The sequence below is a fragment of the Stappia taiwanensis genome, assembly GCF_014635285.1.
Lineage (GTDB): Bacteria > Pseudomonadota > Alphaproteobacteria > Rhizobiales > Stappiaceae > Stappia > Stappia taiwanensis.
This window is the reverse complement of sequence record NZ_BMCR01000009.1, coordinates 138076-155347: the sequence shown is the minus strand read 5'-3', so window position 1 is coordinate 155347 and position 17272 is coordinate 138076. Positions and strand designations below refer to the sequence as shown.

The following is a 17272-nucleotide window of genomic DNA, read 5'->3' as shown; positions in this document are numbered from 1 at the left end:
CGGTGGGGCACGGTCAAATGCCACAAACGTTCCGACATTCAGAGAGAGACGATGACTGTCACGATCTACGGGATCTCCAACTGCGATACCATGAAGAAGGCACGTGCATTCCTAGCAGAAAATGGTGTCGATCATGTGTTTCATGACTACCGGAAAGCCGGTGTGGACGCTGATTTGCTTGCGCGTTTCGTGCAGGAGTTGGGCTGGGAGGCGCTCGTCAACCGGCGCGGTACCACTTGGCGCAAGCTGCCGGAAGAGACACGCGCCGGCGTGACCGATGCGGCCTCGGCAATCGCCGTGCTGGTGGCGAACCCCTCTTTGATCAAGCGGCCGGTGCTGGATGCGGACGGGCGCTGGCTGGTCGGGTTCAACCGGGAAGAGTGGGCGACTGTGTGCGCGTGAAAACGCGATCCGCCCCCGCAGCGCTCGAGGGGGAGTGGGGGCGGCCGTTCCAGGAAGACGAACGTCAGGGACGCCAGAGACGCTCAAGATCGAAGGCGTGGATGTCCTGCAGCAGCTCGACGAAGCCGCGCGCGGCATGGTCGAGCGAGGCCTGTCCCTTCGCGGCGCTGGCATTGGCGGCATTGCCGACGACGCCCGCCGGGTTGAGGTCCTGCGCCTTCCAGCCGAACTGAGCCGGCCCATGACCGCGCAGATGCTTGAACTCCTCGATGAAGTCGAGCTGGGTCGAGGCAAAGTCGCGCGCCTTGTCCATCTTGACGAGGTCGGGGCGCAGATACAGCATCAATGAGGTCTCGATGTCGCCGCCGTGGATGCCGTAGGTGAATTCCTTCGGCGGAAACAGCCCCTCGGGCTGCCCGAAGCGGGACCAGCCGGTGGCGGTGACCAGCATGTCATGCTTGACCCGCAATTCCCGGGCGACGATGTCGCTGATCGGCACATTGCCGCCGTGGGAGGTGATCAGCACCATCTTGCGGATGCCGGCGCGAAAGACGCTTTCGCCGATCTCGGTCCAGGCGCGGGTGGCGGTGTCCCAGGACAGCGTCAGGCTGCCGGGCGAGGAAATATGTTCGTTCGACTTGCCGACCGCCTGAACGGGCAGGAAGGTGGCCGGCAGATCGTCCGGCAGCAACTCCAACACCCGTGAAATCTGGCCTTCGGCGATGCAGGTGTCGGTGAAGACCGGCAGGTGCGGGCCGTGCTGTTCGATGGCGGCGACCGGGAGGATCGCGATCCAGTCGGAGGTGTCGGCTTCGGCGAAATCGAATGCCGTCATCTCGTGCCAGAACCTGCGGGGGAGATCGGACATGGCTGCCTCATTGTTGCGGGTCGGAGCATGCTGTGGCCGGAGCGTGCGCGCCGGCCGGCGCAAACCATAGCGCATTCCGCATCACGCGCAGCGCCGGGAAGCGGCTCTTGCACACTAAATCGTTTGAATTTTCGCGGCAGATGCATTTCCTCGCCGCGCCGGACAGGGTATTCGGGGGACGCTGCATTTGTCCTGCCCGTCTTTGCTCATCCGGATTTTTCAGCATGCTTGTCAGAACACCGCGTGTCGCCGTTTCGGCGCTTTTCTTTTTCAATGGCGCCCTGTTCGGCTCCTGGGCCTCGCGGGTGCCGAGTGTCCGGGCGACGCTCGATCTGGGAGAGGGCGAGCTGGGGCTTTACCTCTTGTGCATGGCGCTTGGGGCGATCCTGTCGTTTCCGCTCGCCGGCCGGCTGGCGGATGAGATCGGCGCGGCGCGCACCTCGCGGCTGGTCGCGATTGCTCATGGTCCGGCGCTGGCGATGGTCGCGCTGGCCTCCGAGCCCTGGCATCTGGCACCGCTGCTGTTCTTCCTCGGTGCCTGTCACGGCGGCATGGATGTGGCGATGAACGCCTTCGGCGCGGAGGTCGAGCGCGCGCGGGGCCGGTCGATCATGGTGTCGTTCCACGCCATGTGGAGCGTTGGTGCCGGATGTGGCGCGGGCGTTGGCGCGCTGGCGATTCACAACGGCCTTTCCGTGGCCACCCATTTCTCGCTGTTTGCGCTGTTGACCGCCATTCCGGCGCTGTGGCTGTCGGCGATCCCCTGGCAGGGCATCACCGGGCGCGGTCAGAAAAGTCCGTTGATCGCCCTTCCACGCGGCAGCCTGATCCTCGTCGGCATGCTCGGTTTCTGCGCCATGATCGGCGAGGGGGCGATTGCCGACTGGGGGGCGATCTTCCTGGTCGATGTGCTGAAGGCCGGTGAGGCCTATGCGGCGCTGGGCTTCACCTTCTTTTCCATCTTCATGGTGACCTTCCGCTTTGCCGGGGACCGGCTGGTGGTGCGGTTCGGCCCGAGCAATGTGGCCCGGGTCGGCGGGGCCGTGGCCGCGAGCGGCATCCTGACGGTGGTGCTGGCGCCGAATGTGGTGGTGGCCTGGGCCGGATTTGCCCTGACCGGGGCCGGCATGGCGCCCTTGGCACCGCTGGTCTATTCCCGCGCGGCGAGCGATCCGGTGATCTCGCCGGGGGCGGGCCTCGCCAGTGTGTCCACGCTTGGCTACGGCAGCCTGTTGCTCGGCCCGCCGCTGGTTGGCGCCATTGCCGAGGGGCTGTCGCTCTCCGCCGGGTTCGTCTTCCTGGCGATGATGGCCTTGATGGTGTCGGTGCTGGCCCCGTCGCTGCGCAGCGACAGGGCCTGAGATCCGGCAGGGCCGGACGCGCCGGGCTCGGTCAGAAGCTCTCCAGGAACCGGCGCGCGGCCGCCCCATGCTCGGCCCGCAGCCGGTCGATATCGATGTACACCGGACGTCCGTCCTTCACCGTCCAGTCGCCGCCGATCATCACCCGGTCGGCGGTGTGCGCACCGCACAGGACAAGGGCGGCGAGCGGATCGCCGGCGCCGGAAAAGCGCAGCTCGTCCAGGGTATAGAACGCAAGATCCGCCTGCCGGCCGGGCTTGATGGCGCCGATGTCCTCCCGTCCGAGGCAGCGGGCGGAGCCCTCCGTCGCCCAGCGGTAGGTGTCGTGATGGGTGACGCTGGCCGCGTCATAGGTCAGCCGGTTCAGCATCAGGGCGTGGCGCAGGCTCTCCATCAGGTTGGAATTGTCATTGGAGGCCGAGCCGTCGACGCCAAGGCCGACGGGGCAGCCGGCCGCCTCCAGCTCCTTGGTGCGGCACTGGCCGGACGCCAGCGTCATATTGGAGGTCGGGCAGTGGCAGACGCCGACACAGGCATGGCCCAGCCGTTTCACCTCGTCATCATTGAAATGAATGCCATGGGCGAGCCAGACCCGGTCGTTGAGCCAGCCGCATTCCTCCAGATAATCGACCGGACGGCACTGGAAGTGGTGCAGGCAGTAGTCGTCCTCGTCGATGGTCTCGCCGAGATGGGTGTGCAGGCGGCAGTCGAACCGCTCGGCCAGGGCGACGCTCTCGCGCATCAGCCGCTTGGTCACGGTGAAGGGTGCGCAAGGGGCGAGTGCCACCTGGATGCGGGCGCCTTCGGACCGGTCATGGTAGCGCGCCAGCACCCGCTCGCAATCGGCGAGGATGGTGTCCTCGTCCTGCACCACCGTATCGGGCGGCAGACCGCCGTCCTTCTGGCTGAGGTTCATCGAGCCGCGGGTGACGGTCATGCGGATGCCGAGCCGGGTGGCCTCCTCCACCTGGATGTCGATGGCGTCCTCAAGGCCGGCGGGAAACAGATAGTGATGGTCGGAGGCGGCGGTGCAGCCGGACATCATCAGTTCTGTCAGGGCGAGCCGCGTGCCCATGCGGAAGGTCTCCGGCGTGACGTTGCGCGCCCAGATCGGGTAGAGCGCGGTCAGCCAGGGAAACAGCTCCTTGTTGATGGCGGCGGGATGGGCGCGGGTCAGGGTCTGGAAGAAGTGGTGATGGGTGTTGATCAACCCCGGGATCACCACGTGGCGGGAGGCATCGAAGGTGCTGTCGACCGGCTGCGATGGCTGCTGCCCGGCGGCGACACATTCGGCGATGCGGCCGTCCTCGATGACGACGCCGCCTTCAGCCTCCGGGGCAAGAATGGCGAGCGGGTCCTTGATCCATTGGCGCATGGATATCCTTCCTGTTGTCGGGTCGACCTGCAGGCTTGGATAGCGGCCTTCGGTGAGGAACCTGGCCGCCCGAGTTCCGCACAGGGAAATCGAAGTGGGGTCCGGCGGTGGTCTGGAACGGCAACTGCCCTCCGGCTGATCCGCCGCGAAAAATCTAGCAGAGGCCCGGCCGTCGCCGCAATGGCTGCGTGCGCGGTCGCACGTCGGTCATCCGGCGGCGATGACCTCGACCTCGACCAGGAATTCCGGCCGGGCGAAGCCGGAGACGATCATCAGCGTGGAGGCCGGCGGCGGCGCGCCGATGAAGCCATCACGGACCTTCATGTAGCCGGGCAGGTGTTCGCGCCCGGTGACGAAGGCATTGATGCGCACGATGTTGTCATAGCCCAGGCCCGCCTCCTTGAGGATCGCGCCGATGTTTTCAAAACACAGGCGGGTCTGACCTTCCACATCGGCGGGAACATGATCGTCGGCGGCGATGCCGAGCTGTCCGGAGCACAGCACGAGCCGGGCTCCGGATGGGACCTCGATGCCGTGGCTGTAGCAGGCGAAGGGCGCGCGGATGCTGGTGGGCGTCAAGGCCTTGGTCATGGCAGCTCCATTTGCGGAAGGTCTTTCAAAGGGCACCATTCCAGCGGGAAACGCCATCGTCCGCAAGACCTGGCGGGGAGGGAAAGCGCTGACTGCGTCTTGTGCCGTGGTTGCCGCTTTTTTGTGCGACAAAGCTGGGGTAGGGTTCCTTTGAGGAAAGCGCGAGGGGGAGGAAAAATACACGGTCTGGTCAGGCTCTTGGGCGCGCGTGGAAGGCATGGGATCTTCCGCGCGACTGGCACGTGACTTGCTGATACCGGAAAGTGAAACAAGTGCCGGGGGCTCCCTTACGGACCCGTCGTGCCTATTGGCGCGCGGGAGCGGCAAGAGACTGCGACGTGAGGACGATCACGGGCGGCACGGGGATAATCGGAGGCGGACAGCGACATGCACAGGATGTTGGAAATCGGGCGAAAGGCGACCGTTGCGGCGGTGTTCGCCGCCTTGGCCGGTCTTGGCGGGACGAGCGGCGCCCAGGCGCTGGAGAAGGTCAGTTTCGGCACCAACTGGCTCGCCCAGGCCGAGCATGGCGGGTTCTATCAGGCGGTGGCGGACGGCACCTATGCGGCCTGCGGTCTCGATGTCACGATCGTTCCCGGCGGACCGCAGGTCAACAATCGGGCGCTGCTCTTGGCCGGCAAGCTGGATTTCCATATGGGCGGCAACATGCTGCAGGTGTTCTACGCCAAGCGCGAGGACATCCCGGTGGTGGTGGTCAGCGCGCTGTTCCAGAAGGAACCGCAGGTGATCCTCACCCATCCGGGCAAATATCCGAGCTGGGAGGCGCTGGTCGGCAAGGCGCCGCTGTTGATCGGCGACAATGGCTTTGCCTCCTACTACCAGTGGATGATCTCCGAGTTCGGCTTCACCGTGGAGCAGCGCCGGCCCTACACGTTCAATCCGGCGCCCTTCCTCGCCGATCCGACCGCCGGCCAGCAGGGCTATGCGACGGCGGAGCCCTATGCCATCCAGCAGGCGGGCGGGTTCATGCCGGATGTCTTTCTGATCGCCGACCAAGGCTTCAGCACCTATGCCACGACCATCGAGACCATGGCCTCGACCGTGGAGACCCGGAAGGACGTGGTGCAATGCTTCGTCGATGGCTCGGCGCTTGGCTGGTACACTTACCTTTACGGTGACAACTCCGCCGCCAACAAGCTGATCCAGGAAGCCAACCCGGAGATGACGGCGGAGCAGATCGCCTTTTCCGTCGAGCGGATGAAGGAATACGGGATCGTCGATTCCGGCGACAGCCTGACGCTTGGCATCGGCGCCATGACCGATGGCCGTAATGCCGATTTCTACGCCAAGATGGTGCGGGCCGGGGTCATCGAGGAGGGGCTCGACATTACCTCGACCTACACGCTGGAATTCGTCAACAAGGGGGTCGGGCTCGATCTGAAGAAGAAACTCACCGGCAAGTGATCCCGCAACTCCAGGCAATCGATCCGACATGACACAGCAACAGATGGGGATGCCGGCGTGAGTGTGGCATCCAGTGACGGCGCGCCGCGCGGCATGGCCTCGCGGCCGCCGGCCGAAACCCAGCCGATCGTTTCCCTTCAGGGCATCACCAAGAGTTTCTCCAACGCAACGGTTGCGCTGAAGAACCTGTCTCTGGACATCGGCGCGGGAGAGTTCGTCAGCCTGCTCGGTCCCTCGGGCTGCGGCAAGTCGACGGCGCTGCGCCTCATCGCCGGCCTGTCGAGCCCGACCAACGGGCGGATCGTCTGGCCGGGCGAGGCGCCGGGGCAGGGCGATCATGAGCTCGGCTTCGTCTTTCAGGAGCCGACGCTGATGCCCTGGGCCACCGTCTTTGCCAATGTGCATCTGCCGCTGCGGCTGAAGGGGCGCTCGGTGGCGGTCGCGCGCGACGAGGTGATGGACGCCCTCGAAATGGTTGGGCTTGCCGGTTTCGCCGACAGCTATCCGCGCGAATTGTCGGGCGGTATGAAGATGCGGGTGTCGATTGCCCGGGCGCGGGTGACCCGGCCCAAGCTGCTGCTGATGGACGAGCCTTTCGCCGCGCTCGACGAGATCACCCGGTTCAAGCTCAACAACGACATCCTGCGGCTTTGGGAAACCCTCGGCTGGACGGTGATCTTCGTCACCCATTCGGTGTTTGAGAGTGTCTACCTGTCGAGCCGGATCGTCGTCATGGCGGCCCGGCCGGGGCGGGTGGTGGCGGATCTTGCCGTCGACGCGCCCTATCCGCGGACCGAGGAGTTTCGCACCTCGCATCTTTACAGCGACTATTGCCGGCAGGCGTCGGAGGCGCTGCACGCGACCTTGAACGAAGAGGAGAGGGCAGAGTGAGCAGTGCCGATCTGACAGGCCTGTCCGGGCAGGCGCCCGGGCTCGATGTCGCCGAACGCCGCAAGGCCCGCCGCGCAAGGATCGAACGGTGGGCGCGGTGGCTGTTGCCGGTGGTGGTGATGGCCGCGACCATCGCCCTGTGGCAATGGTACGTGGTGGCCTACAAGGTGCCGCATTACATCCTGCCCGGTCCGGACCGGGTCGTCGATGCGCTGGTGCGCGACTGGCCGCTGCTCTGGCCGGCGTTGCTGGTCACGTTGCAGATCACCCTCGGCGCGCTGGTGGTCGCCACCATCGGCGGCGTTGGCCTCGCGGTCCTGTTCGCCCAGTCGAAATGGGTGGAGATGTCGTTCTTTCCCTATGCGGTGATCCTGCAGGTGACACCGGTGATCGTCATCGCGCCGCTGATCTTCATCTATGTGCCCTCGAAGATCATCGGGCTGTTGATCTGCGCCTGGATCGTCGCCTTCTTCCCGATCCTGTCGAACACCACATTGGGGCTGAATTCCGCCGATCACAATCTGCGCAACCTGTTCCAGCTCTACGGCGCGACCCGCTGGCAGACCCTGCGCTATCTGCGGCTGCCGGCGGCGCTGCCCTATTTTCTCGGCGGGCTGAGGATCGCCGGCGGCCTGTCGCTGATCGGCGCGATCGTCGCCGAGTTCGTCGCCGGCACCGGCGGGGTCGGCTCCGGCCTCGCTTTCAAGATCCTGGAGGCCAGCTACCGGCTCAACATTCCGCGCATGTTCGCCGCGATCCTGCTGATCTCGCTGACCGGTATCATTATCTTCGCCGTGTTGAGCCTGGTGACCCATCTCCTGCTGCGCAATTGGCATGAAAGTGCGGTGAAACGTGATGGCTGAAGCAATTTCTCCGCCTGAGCAGGAACGCTACCTGCTCGTCAACGCGACCCTGCCCGGCGCCTTGACCGCCGGCGGGCTGGACCATGTGGGCGATGGTCTCGGGCGGGCGGATATCCTGATCGAGAATGGTGGGATCGCGGCGGTGTCGCCCTGCGGTGTCCTGCGCGGCCAGGGGCTGCCGGAAAGCGAACTCGACGGCGGACTCGTACTGCCCGGGTTCATCGACATGCACACCCATCTCGACAAGGGGCACATCTGGCCGCGCAAGCCCAATCCGGACGGCACCTTTGACGGGGCGCTCGCCGCCGTCGCCACGGACCGGGCCGCCCATTGGTCGGCGGAGGATCTGCGCCGCCGGATGGAGTTCGCGCTGCGCTGCGCCCATGCTCATGGCACGGTGATGATCCGCACCCATATCGACAGCGTGTCGCCGCAGGACGAGATCACCTGGCCGGTGTTTCGCGAGCTGCGCCGGGACTGGGCCGACCGCATCGAGTTGCAGGGGGCGGCGCTTTATGGGGTGGATCTTCTGAACACGCCTGGCTTCCTGCCGCGCATCGCCGACCGGGTGGCGGAGGCGGGCGGTGTGCTCGGGGCCGTGACCTACATGATCGATGGGTTGGAGGGGCATCTGGACAGCCTGTTCCAGGCTGCGGCGGAGCGCGGGCTGGACCTCGATTTCCATGTGGACGAGACGGGGGATCCGGGCGCGCGGTCACTGCGGCTGATCGCTGAAGCGGCGCTGCGCAACCGGTTCGAGGGACGCATTGTCTGCGGTCATTGCTGTTCACTGGCGCGGCAGGACGCCGATGAGGTCGACAGAACGCTGGATCTGGTTGCGCGCGCCGGTCTCGGCGTTGTCAGCCTGCCGATGTGCAATATGTATCTTATGGACCGGAAGGCCGGGCGTACGCCGCGCTGGCGCGGTGTCACCCTGCTGCATGAGATGAAGGCGCGGGGCATTCCGGTGGCTGTTGCCTCCGATAATACCCGCGATCCGTTCTATGCCTATGGCGATCTCGACATGGTGGAACTGTTTTCCCAAGCGACCCGCATCCTCCATCTCGATCATCCGGTGGGGGACTGGATCGATGTGGTCACGCAGGCGCCGGCGTGGATGCTCGGCGATGCCTCCCAGGGCCGTCTCGACCCGGGCGGGCGGGCCGATCTTGTGGTGTTCCGGGCGCGCAACTGGAATGAACTGGTCGCCAGGCCCAGCGGGCCGCGCACGGTGCTGCGCGGCGGGCGGGCCATCGAGCGGGCCTTGCCCGACTATCGTGAACTCGATGATCTGATGGAGCGTTTGTGATGAATGATCTTGCCGCGCTGAAGGCGGACCTTGAAGGTCTGGCGATCGAAGACAATCCGCAGATCGTCCGACAGAAGAGCCGCGATTTCTTTTGGTACTCGCCGGTGCTGAAGCGGCAGCTCGACGAGGTGTGCGCCGATATCGTCGTGACCGTGACGAGCGAGGCGGAGGTGATACGGGTGCTGCGTGCCTGCTACGCCCATGATGTTCCGGTGACGACCCGTGGGGCCGGCACCGGCAACTACGGTCAGGCCATGCCGCTGTCCGGCGGTGTGGTGCTCAATCTGGCGGACATGAACAAGGTGCTGGAGGTCTCCACCGGTGTGGTGCGGGCCGAGGCCGGGGCGATCATGTCGACGATCGACGATGCGGCCCGGCCGAGCGGTCAGGAATTGCGTCTGCATCCTTCGACCTATCGGACCGCGACCATCGGTGGTTTCGTCGCCGGCGGGTCCGGCGGTGTCGGTTCGATCAACTGGGGCGGCTTGCGCGATTTCGGCAATATCCTGCGGTTGCGGGTGGTGACGATGGAGGCGGAGCCGCGCATTCTGGAGCTGTCCGGCGCGGATCTGCACAAGGTCAGCCATGCCTATGGTACCAACGGGGTGATCACCGAGGTGACAATGCCGCTGACCGCGGCCTATGACTGGGTCGATGTGCTGACCGGTTTCGACAGTTTCGCCGAGGCGGCCCGTTTCGCTGACGCGCTTGCCAATCAGGACGGGCTGTTGCTGAAGGAGATCGCGCCGATCGCCGCGCCGGTGCCGCATGACTATTTCCTCCGGCATCAGAAGTTCATCCGCCGGGATCAGTCGGTTTGCGCGCTGATGGTGGCGCCTTTCGCGATGGATGCGTTTTCAGCCTTCGCCAGCCGGTTTGGCGGCGTGGAGATCCTCTATCGTTCGGACCTCGCCAGCGATGAGGACAAACAGGGGCTGCCGCCGGTGTATGAGCTGGCGTGGAACCACACCACCTTGCGCGGTCTGCGGGTCGACCCGACCCTCACCTATCTGCAGGTGCTCTACCCGTTCCCCGACCATGTGGAAAAGGCGGTGCATCTGGCCGAGCTGCTTGGCGACGAGGCGCCTGCGCATCTGGAATTCGTGCGCTTCGATGGCCGCAACACCTGTTTCGGCCTGCCGATCATCCGGTATTCCTCCGAGGACAGGCTTGAGGAGATCATCCGCATCCACGAGGACCGGGGCTGTCCGGTGTTCAACCCGCACTGCTACACGCTGGAAGAGGGCGGCATGAAGCAGACCGATGCGGTGCAATTGGCCTTCAAGAAAGAGGCCGATCCGAAGGGGCTGCTCAATCCGGGCAAGATGATTGCCTGGGAAAATCCTGATTTCGATTTCAGCAGCGACCAGACGTACCTGTTTCCCGGCCTGGCCCGGTAGGTCGGCGAGCGTTTTGCCGGGGGCGAGCGGGGGCCTGCAGCCGGCGCGGGAGAGGGGCGCCCGCCCGGGCGGCCTCCGGGGTGCGACGAGGACGTCTTGATGCGGGTTCTGCTGATCCATTGCCATCCATGCGGGGAAAGCTATGGCGCGGCGCTGTGCGCGGCGGCGCGGGGGGCGCTGGAGCGCGGCGGGCATGAGTTGCGCGTCACAGACCTCTACCGCGAGGGCTTCGACCCGGTGATGTCGGAGCCGGAATGGCGGCGGTATCACGACGAGGAGGTCAACCGCACGCCGGTGGCGCGCCATGTGGAGGACATCCTCTGGGCCGAGGCGCTGGTGTTCGTCTATCCGACCTGGTGGTTCGGCCTGCCGGCGATGCTGAAAGGGTATCTCGACCGGGTCTGGGTGCCGCATGTCACCTTCGATATCCCGACTGCCGCACGCGGCATGCAGCCGCGCATGCAGCACATCCGCAAGATCGCGGTGGTCACCACCTGCGGGGCGTCGTGGCTGGTGTCCTGGCTGATGGGGCAGCCCGGCCGCAGGACCATCCTGCGCGGTATTCGCGCCCTGTGCGCGCCGCGCTGCAAGACGCGCTATCTGGCGCACTACAACATGGACAGCTCGACGCAGGATAGCCGGGTTCGTTTCTTGAAAGCCGTCGAACGACAGCTGGAAAAGCTCTAGCGGCGCGCGGGCCGTAGGGGAAAATGAGCCGGCATCTCCGGAAAGTGTTTTGCCTCGCAAGAATGAACAGGGCACACTTGTCGCATCCGGCGATCAGGCGCTTTCGCGGACGTCGCGTCGTCCGGTGGCAATGTCACAAAGGGTTCATTTGCCGGCATTAGAAAGTGCACCATGGCGTTCAATTACAAGAAAAGCGTGACGTTTCGTCTGGCGCAAACCGCCAAGGCCCATCGTTCGCGCGCCGGCACCCACCTCGCCCGGATCGGCTTGCATCCGGGGCAGGAAGCGGTTCTCAAGATTCTGTCCGACAATGACGGGCAGACCATGAGCCAGCTCGCGGCGGTTCTCTGCGTTCAGCCGCCGACGGTGACCAAGATGGTGACCCGGCTGTCGGCGCAAGGGTTGTTGCGCCGGGCCGCCTCCGAGACCGACGGGCGGCTCTCCCGGGTGTTCCTCACCGAGGAGGGACGGGCACGGGTCGAGATCATCGACAAGTCCTGGAAACGGCTGGAGCGGGAAGCACTGGTCGGGCTCGATGACAAGGACCGCAAGAAGCTGCGCAAGCTCTTGCGGCAGGTGGAGCGCAATCTGGGCGCGCGCGTTGGCGAGGACCCGGAGATCGAGGATCTGGAAGAGCCCCCCGTCGCCAGTTGAGACGCGGGGGTGTTCGCGACGTACGGGGCCTGGAGGGGACGCCGGGCCTTCTTTCCCTTGTCTTGCGGTTGTCACTTACCTGAAGATCTAGCCGAGGCCGGCGGCACGGGCGGCGATGCCGGCCAGTGCGGCAAGGATGACCACTTCCGCGACACCGCGTTTCAGCACGAACAAGAGCACTCCGGCGAGCAGTGCCAGCACTGCGGCCAACGGGTCGAGGCTGGCGGGAACGGGCAGGGATGTGTCGAGCCATCCGCTGTCGATGCGGGTGGTTTGCGTGAAGAGCACGTTGATCGCGAACCACAGGGACAGGTTGAGGATGGTGCCGACCACCGCGGCGGTGATGCCGGACAGGGCATCCGACAGCCAGGCGATGCTGCGCAGCCGTTCCATGTAAGGGGCGCCGACGAGGATCGCCAGAAAGCTGGGGGCGAAGGTGACCCAGGTGGTCATCATCGCGCCGAGGAGGCCGCCGATGGCCGGCGGGAACGGCGCCGGCTGACCATAGCCGCCGAGAAAGCCGACGAACTGGGTCACGAGAATCAGCGGACCCGGCGTGGTTTCGGCAAGGCCGAGACCGTCGAGCATTTGTCCGGCGGTGAGCCAGCCATGGGTTTCGACCGCCACCTGGGCCATGTAGCTGAGCAGCGCATAGGCGCCGCCGAAACTGACCACCGCCATCAGCGAGAAGAAGCCGGCGATGTCGAGCAGGATATGCTCCGGCAGGGCCATCAGGACGAGACCTGCGGGGGCGCTCCAGAGGCCGATACCGATCGCCAGCCGGGCTGCGGTCCGTCGCCAGCCGGGCGCCCGGCTCGCCGGTGGACTTTCTTGCGGAGCAGCGGGCGCGGACCGGCGGCGGCCGCGACCGAACAGGGTGCCGGCCAGCGCGGCGGCGGCGATCACCAGCGGAAACGGCAGGGCGAAGAAGTAAAGGGCGAGGAAAGCGCAAAGCGCGATTCCTGAGGCACTGGCGGTGGTGAGGGCGCGGCCCGCGAGGCGCAGGAGCGCTTGCAGGACGATGGCGAGAACGCCGGCTTTGATGCCGAAAAACAGGCTCTCCACCACCGGGGTTTCGCCATGAGTGACGTAGAGCGCGGACAGGGCCAGCATGGCCAGGGCGCCGGGCAGGATGAACAACAGGCCGGAGATGATGGCGCCGCGCGTGCCGGCGACGATCCAGCCGCAATAGGTGGCGAGCTGCTGCGCTTCGGGACCGGGCAGGATCATGCAGACATTGAGCGCGTTCAGGAAACGCTCTTCCGAGACGGCCTTGCCGTCGGCCACATATTCCCGGTGCAACAGGGCAATCTGCGCGGCGGGGCCGCCGAAAGACAGAAGACCGATGCGCAGCGCCCGCCGCGCCAACGGGCCGAGGGCCTCGGCCTTGCCGGCGTGTTGCATCTCGGGGCTTCCGGTCATCTGATGGTCACTCTCGCGGATCTGTTCAAACTTGCGCCCATAAAGGCTTTGCCGATCAGTTTGATGACGGCAAGCGACTTTCCCGCCGGAAAAGGGTAAGAGGGGATATTCGCGCGCGGTCGCGCTCCGGACACATGCTGTCTGACACTGGCAGCCTGCCTCCCGGGTCGTCCGGCCCAGCCCCGCCAAGATGGTGATCTGCCATGAGTACCCGTTTCTTTCGCCGTGATGCTGCGGCGGGATCGCCGGAAGTGCGCGAGCGTCTGCTCGGGATTGCGCTGATTTCCTTTGCCTTCTTCTGTTTCTCGGTGCTCGACGCGACGGCCAAGTACCTCGGGGCGACCTTGCCGGCGGAGCAGATCGTCTGGACCCGGTTCGCCACCCATGTGGTCTATGCGGTGCTGTTGTTCCGCATCTGGCGCACACCACAGGTGCTGCACAGCCGGCGATGGGGATTGCAGATCCTGCGCTCGCTCTTGCTGCTCGGCACCACGGTGTTCAACTTTTTCGCCGTCCGCTATCTGCAATTGGCGGAAACCATCTCGATCATGTTCGCCGCCCCCTTCGTTGTCACGGCGCTGGCCGGGCCGCTGCTCAATGAATGGGCGGGGCTCAGGCGCTGGCTGGCGATCATCGTCGGCTTCATTGGCGTCCTGATCGTGACCCGCCCCGGCTTTGGCGGGATGCATTGGGCGGCGCTGCTGTCGGTCTGTTCGATGGTCTGCTACGCGCTTTACGCTCTGACCACACGGATGCTGGCGCAAACCGATTCGCCGGTGGGGATGCTGCTGATCTCCGCCGTGGTGGCGAGCCTTGCGATCACGCCAGTCGCTGTCGACGTCTGGGTGGCGCCGCCGGATCTGACGACCTGGCTGTTGCTGCTGTCGACCGGTGCCTGGGGCGGGATCGGTCATTTCGCCCTGATCCGCGCGCATGTGGTGGCGCCGGCGCCGGTGCTGGCCCCGTTCATGTATGTCCAGATCCTGTGGATGGTCGCGCTAGGCTACCTGATCTTTGCCGATGTGCCCGGTGCCTGGACGGTGGTCGGGGCCTCGGTGGTGATTGCCTCCGGCCTCTACATTCTCTATCGCGAACGCCGGGTGGGTGGCACGGATCCGGATGCGGCCAGCGCCGGGCGGACGGAGACATGAAACGGTCGCCAGTCCAGATCGGGGGCGGTATGGTGGGCGGCGCCTGTTCCAGCCGCTGTTCGACGCGACCGTTCAGGTGTTGTCAGCGAGAGGTCGCAGCGTGAGCAGGAAGACACCGCCGATGTCTGAAGGGACCGCCCGGGAGGCGGACCGCAAGCGGCGCGCGCGTCGGCTGACCCTTGGCGATCTGGCCGCCGAGCTCGATGTCTCGACCGCGACCGTGTCGCTGGCCTTGCGGGATTCGCCGCTGGTCGCGGGGGAGACGCGCAAGCGGATCAAGCGCCACGCCATCGAGGTCGGTTACATCTACAACCGGTCGGCGGCGGCGCTGCGCACGGCGCGGTCCAACATGATCGGCATCGCCGTCCACGATATTCTCAACCCCTATTTCGCCGAGGTGTTCCGCGCCCTGGAAGACGAACTGGAGCGGGAACATCAGGTGGTTTTGATCTGCAATCACCGGGACGATGCGACCCGCCAGCGCAATTTCGTCGACAGCCTGTTGCAGCACCGGATCGACGGGCTGGTGCTGTGCGCCTCGGTCGGAACCACGGCGGAGGAAATCAACGCCATCGCCCGGTCCGGCATTCCGGTGACGCTGATCTGCCGCGATGTGGAAGGTGCCGAGGTGCCGGTGGTGCGCGGTGACGATGTGGCCGGTGCCCGGGCTCTGACCGAACACCTGATTGCCCGTGGCCATCGCCATATCGCCATGGTCGGCGGGCGGCGGCAAAGCTCTGCCGGTCGCGACCGCAATCTCGGCTGGCGGCAGGCGCTGGAGGCGGCAGGGATCGACCCTGCGGCACAGCTGGACCTGCCGGAACTGATGACCCAGTCCGATGGCCGCGATGCGGTGCCGCGCCTGCTGGCCGCCCGGCCCCGGCCCACGGCGGTGTTCGGCTTCAACGACCTGTTGGCGCTCGGCATGCTCTCGGCGCTGCGCCGGGCCGGCGTCGAGCCGGGACGGGACATGGCGATTGTCGGCTATGACGACACGGACGGGGCCGCAACCCGCACGCCGGCGCTGACCTCCGTGTGGAACTGCCCGGACGAGATCGGACGCCGGGCGGCGGATCTGATCCTGCGGCAGATCGCCGGGGAGAAGGTGGGCGCGGCGCGGCTGCTGATCGCGCCGGAACTGAGGGTCCGGGAAAGCTCGCCGCCGCCCCTGACGACAGGGGACAGGCCGGAGTGATTGGGCCGGAGTGACAGGGGCGAGCTGAGGGGCATGGGAGACTGCGGACAAGATGGACAGTGAGGGAGATGGCGTGATGTCGGCGGTGGAAATCCTGATGGTGGGCCGCATGCCGGCGGTGGTGGAGCGGCAGCTGCGGGAGCGGTTCACCTTGGTGTCGGGCTCCGATGCCAGTGATGAGGCCTTGTCGCGGGTGCGCGGTGTCGCCTCCGGGGCCCATGCGCCGGTCGGCCCGGAGCTGCTGCAGCGGCTGCCTGCGCTGGAGATCGTCGCCAATTTCGGCGTCGGCTACGATTCCGTTGACGTTGCCTGTTGCGCCGAGCGCGGCATTGTCGTCACCAACACGCCGGATGTGTTGACAGAGGAGGTGGCCGATACCGCACTGGGTCTTCTCTTGATGACCGCGCGGGAGTTGTCCGCCTCGGAACGGTGGCTGCGGGCCGGACGCTGGGCACGGGACGGGGCCTATCCGCTGACCCGGACCACCTTGCGTGGGCGCACGCTCGGCATCCTCGGCCTTGGCCGGATCGGCAAGGCGATCGCCCGGCGGGCCGAGGCCTTCGGCCTGAAGGTCATGTATCACGGCCGCCGCCGGCAGGAGGATGTGGCCTATCCCTATTTCGAGACGCTGGAGGGGCTGGCGGCCGCCTGCGACACGTTGATGGTGGTGGCGCCGGGCGGGGCGGAAACCCGGCATCTGATCGATGCCAAGATCCTCAAGGCGCTTGGCCCGGAGGGGATTGTCATCAACATCGGCCGGGGCACGGTGATCGACGAGGCGGCGCTGATCGAGGCGCTGAAGGCAGGGACGATCCTGGCTGCCGGGCTCGATGTGTTCGAGCATGAACCGATGGTGCCTGAGGCCCTGATCGGCATGGAGAATGTGGTGCTGCTGCCGCATGTCGGGTCGGCCTCGCAACACACCCGCGACGGGATGGGGCAACTGGTGGTCGACAATCTGACGAGTTGGTTCGCGGATGGACGCCCCCTGACCCCAGTGCCGGAGACCCCAGTACCGCAGACGCCTGTAACTGTTACAGGGCCGTCTTAACGAATTTTTATCCTTAACGATGCGTTAACGCCCTTCTCGCATACTGCGTGCAGGCAGGTGGCCAATTCTGATGACTTCTGGTGGCGTGCGGCGATGAAAGCCCGCGCGCCCTTCGACCGGAAGCCGGGCCGCCAGGCTCCCATGTGCCGGCAGATCGCCGGCCGAGCAAGGAGCGAGATCATGGGCAAGCAGTTCAATCAGATCGGCGTCTTGGTGTCCTGGGCGCTGTTCGCGCTGTTGTTCTTCGGAACCGGTATCACCGGGGCGGAGCCGCTGGCGCGCACGGTGTCCGGCAACTGGCAACTGGTCGACGAGGTGTCCGGCGCCAATTGTACGCTGGTTCTGGGCGCACGGCCGGCCGCAGCCGGTCCTGCCGGAGTTTTCTCCGCACGGGCGGACGACTGCCGGGTGCTGTTTTCCGGGGCTGCGGCGGTTGCCGGCTGGACGGCGATGCGCGAGGGCGGCCTTGCCCTTGTCGATGACACGGGCGCAATGCTCGCGGCCTTCGATGTGGGTGAAAGCGAGGGGCTTGTCTCGGTCGAGCCGTCGGGCGTGTTCCTGACGCTGATCCCGGAGACCACCGTCGCCGTCTCCGCGCTGATCCCGACCGTGCGCTGACGCGGATCT

At 65.9% G+C, this 17272-nt stretch carries 17 protein-coding genes; 13 read left to right on the top strand and 4 right to left on the bottom strand.

Going from position 1 to position 17272, the window contains the following annotated elements:
• The first annotated feature begins 51 nt into the window (after nucleotides 1-51).
• Nucleotides 52-402 carry an ArsC family reductase gene (locus IEV83_RS18065; RefSeq protein ID WP_181760593.1) on the top strand — a complete coding sequence of 117 codons (351 nt, stop codon included), beginning with the start codon at nucleotides 52-54 and terminating at the stop codon, nucleotides 400-402.
• A gap of 64 nt (nucleotides 403-466) precedes the next feature.
• Here the strand turns inward: IEV83_RS18065 and IEV83_RS18060 are convergent, their stop codons facing one another.
• Complete coding sequence (locus tag IEV83_RS18060; protein ID WP_181760592.1) at nucleotides 467-1270, bottom strand: creatininase family protein; 804 nt, start codon at nucleotides 1268-1270, stop codon at nucleotides 467-469.
• A 224-nt stretch (nucleotides 1271-1494) separates the two neighbouring features.
• On the opposite strand from IEV83_RS18060, the gene IEV83_RS18055 reads away from it, so the two are divergent.
• Nucleotides 1495-2631: an MFS transporter gene (locus tag IEV83_RS18055; protein WP_181760591.1), complete on the top strand. Its 1137-nt coding sequence runs from the start codon at nucleotides 1495-1497 to the stop codon at nucleotides 2629-2631.
• A 31-nt stretch (nucleotides 2632-2662) separates the two neighbouring features.
• Here IEV83_RS18055 and IEV83_RS18050 read toward each other — a convergent pair whose 3' ends face one another.
• On the bottom strand, nucleotides 2663-4006 hold the full coding sequence (locus tag IEV83_RS18050) for an 8-oxoguanine deaminase (protein ID WP_181760590.1): 1344 nt from the start codon (nucleotides 4004-4006) through the stop codon (nucleotides 2663-2665).
• 207 nt (nucleotides 4007-4213) lie between these two features.
• Complete coding sequence (locus IEV83_RS18045; RefSeq protein ID WP_181760589.1) at nucleotides 4214-4597, bottom strand: RidA family protein; 384 nt, start codon at nucleotides 4595-4597, stop codon at nucleotides 4214-4216.
• Between the two features lie 387 nt (nucleotides 4598-4984).
• On the opposite strand from IEV83_RS18045, the gene IEV83_RS18040 reads away from it, so the two are divergent.
• From IEV83_RS18040 to IEV83_RS18010, 7 genes are all read left to right on the top strand, one after another.
• Nucleotides 4985-6022 (top strand): ABC transporter substrate-binding protein, encoded by a 1038-nt coding sequence (locus tag IEV83_RS18040; protein ID WP_244628236.1) that lies wholly within the window; start codon nucleotides 4985-4987, stop codon nucleotides 6020-6022.
• A gap of 93 nt (nucleotides 6023-6115) precedes the next feature.
• Complete coding sequence (locus IEV83_RS18035; RefSeq protein WP_181760619.1) at nucleotides 6116-6913, top strand: ABC transporter ATP-binding protein; 798 nt, start codon at nucleotides 6116-6118, stop codon at nucleotides 6911-6913.
• 11 nt (nucleotides 6914-6924) lie between these two features.
• Complete coding sequence (locus IEV83_RS18030) at nucleotides 6925-7776, top strand: ABC transporter permease (RefSeq protein ID WP_245153024.1); 852 nt, start codon at nucleotides 6925-6927, stop codon at nucleotides 7774-7776.
• Nucleotides 7769-9085, top strand: a complete 1317-nt coding sequence (locus IEV83_RS18025) for a cytosine deaminase (protein ID WP_181760588.1) — start codon at nucleotides 7769-7771, stop codon at nucleotides 9083-9085. The genes IEV83_RS18030 and IEV83_RS18025 overlap by 8 nt, the downstream gene beginning before the upstream one ends.
• Nucleotides 9085-10485, top strand: a complete 1401-nt coding sequence (locus IEV83_RS18020; protein WP_181760587.1) for an FAD-binding oxidoreductase — start codon at nucleotides 9085-9087, stop codon at nucleotides 10483-10485. The genes IEV83_RS18025 and IEV83_RS18020 overlap by 1 nt, the downstream gene beginning before the upstream one ends.
• Nucleotides 10486-10584: 99 nt before the next feature.
• Entirely contained in the window at nucleotides 10585-11172 is a 588-nt protein-coding gene (locus IEV83_RS18015; RefSeq protein WP_181760586.1) for an NAD(P)H-dependent oxidoreductase, read from the top strand.
• 171 nt (nucleotides 11173-11343) lie between these two features.
• The gene (locus IEV83_RS18010) at nucleotides 11344-11826 is read left to right on the top strand and encodes a MarR family winged helix-turn-helix transcriptional regulator (RefSeq protein ID WP_181760585.1); all 483 of its coding nucleotides are present in this window, start codon (nucleotides 11344-11346) and stop codon (nucleotides 11824-11826) included.
• Nucleotides 11827-11913: 87 nt separating this feature from the next.
• On the opposite strand, the gene chrA is transcribed toward IEV83_RS18010, so the two are convergent.
• On the bottom strand, nucleotides 11914-13248 hold the full coding sequence (gene chrA, locus IEV83_RS18005; RefSeq protein ID WP_209003233.1) for a chromate efflux transporter: 1335 nt from the start codon (nucleotides 13246-13248) through the stop codon (nucleotides 11914-11916).
• 203 nt (nucleotides 13249-13451) lie between these two features.
• On the opposite strand from chrA, the gene IEV83_RS18000 reads away from it, so the two are divergent.
• From IEV83_RS18000 to IEV83_RS17985, 4 genes are all read left to right on the top strand, one after another.
• On the top strand, nucleotides 13452-14399 hold the full coding sequence (locus tag IEV83_RS18000) for a DMT family transporter (RefSeq protein WP_181760584.1): 948 nt from the start codon (nucleotides 13452-13454) through the stop codon (nucleotides 14397-14399).
• A 121-nt stretch (nucleotides 14400-14520) separates the two neighbouring features.
• Nucleotides 14521-15594 carry a LacI family DNA-binding transcriptional regulator gene (locus tag IEV83_RS17995; RefSeq protein WP_181760583.1) on the top strand — a complete coding sequence of 358 codons (1074 nt, stop codon included), beginning with the start codon at nucleotides 14521-14523 and terminating at the stop codon, nucleotides 15592-15594.
• Between the two features lie 52 nt (nucleotides 15595-15646).
• Entirely contained in the window at nucleotides 15647-16645 is a 999-nt protein-coding gene (locus tag IEV83_RS17990; protein WP_244628234.1) for a 2-hydroxyacid dehydrogenase, read from the top strand.
• A 57-nt stretch (nucleotides 16646-16702) separates the two neighbouring features.
• Nucleotides 16703-17263, top strand: coding sequence for an AprI/Inh family metalloprotease inhibitor (locus IEV83_RS17985; protein ID WP_181760582.1), 561 nt, complete (start codon nucleotides 16703-16705; stop codon nucleotides 17261-17263).
• Nucleotides 17264-17272 lie beyond the last annotated feature (9 nt).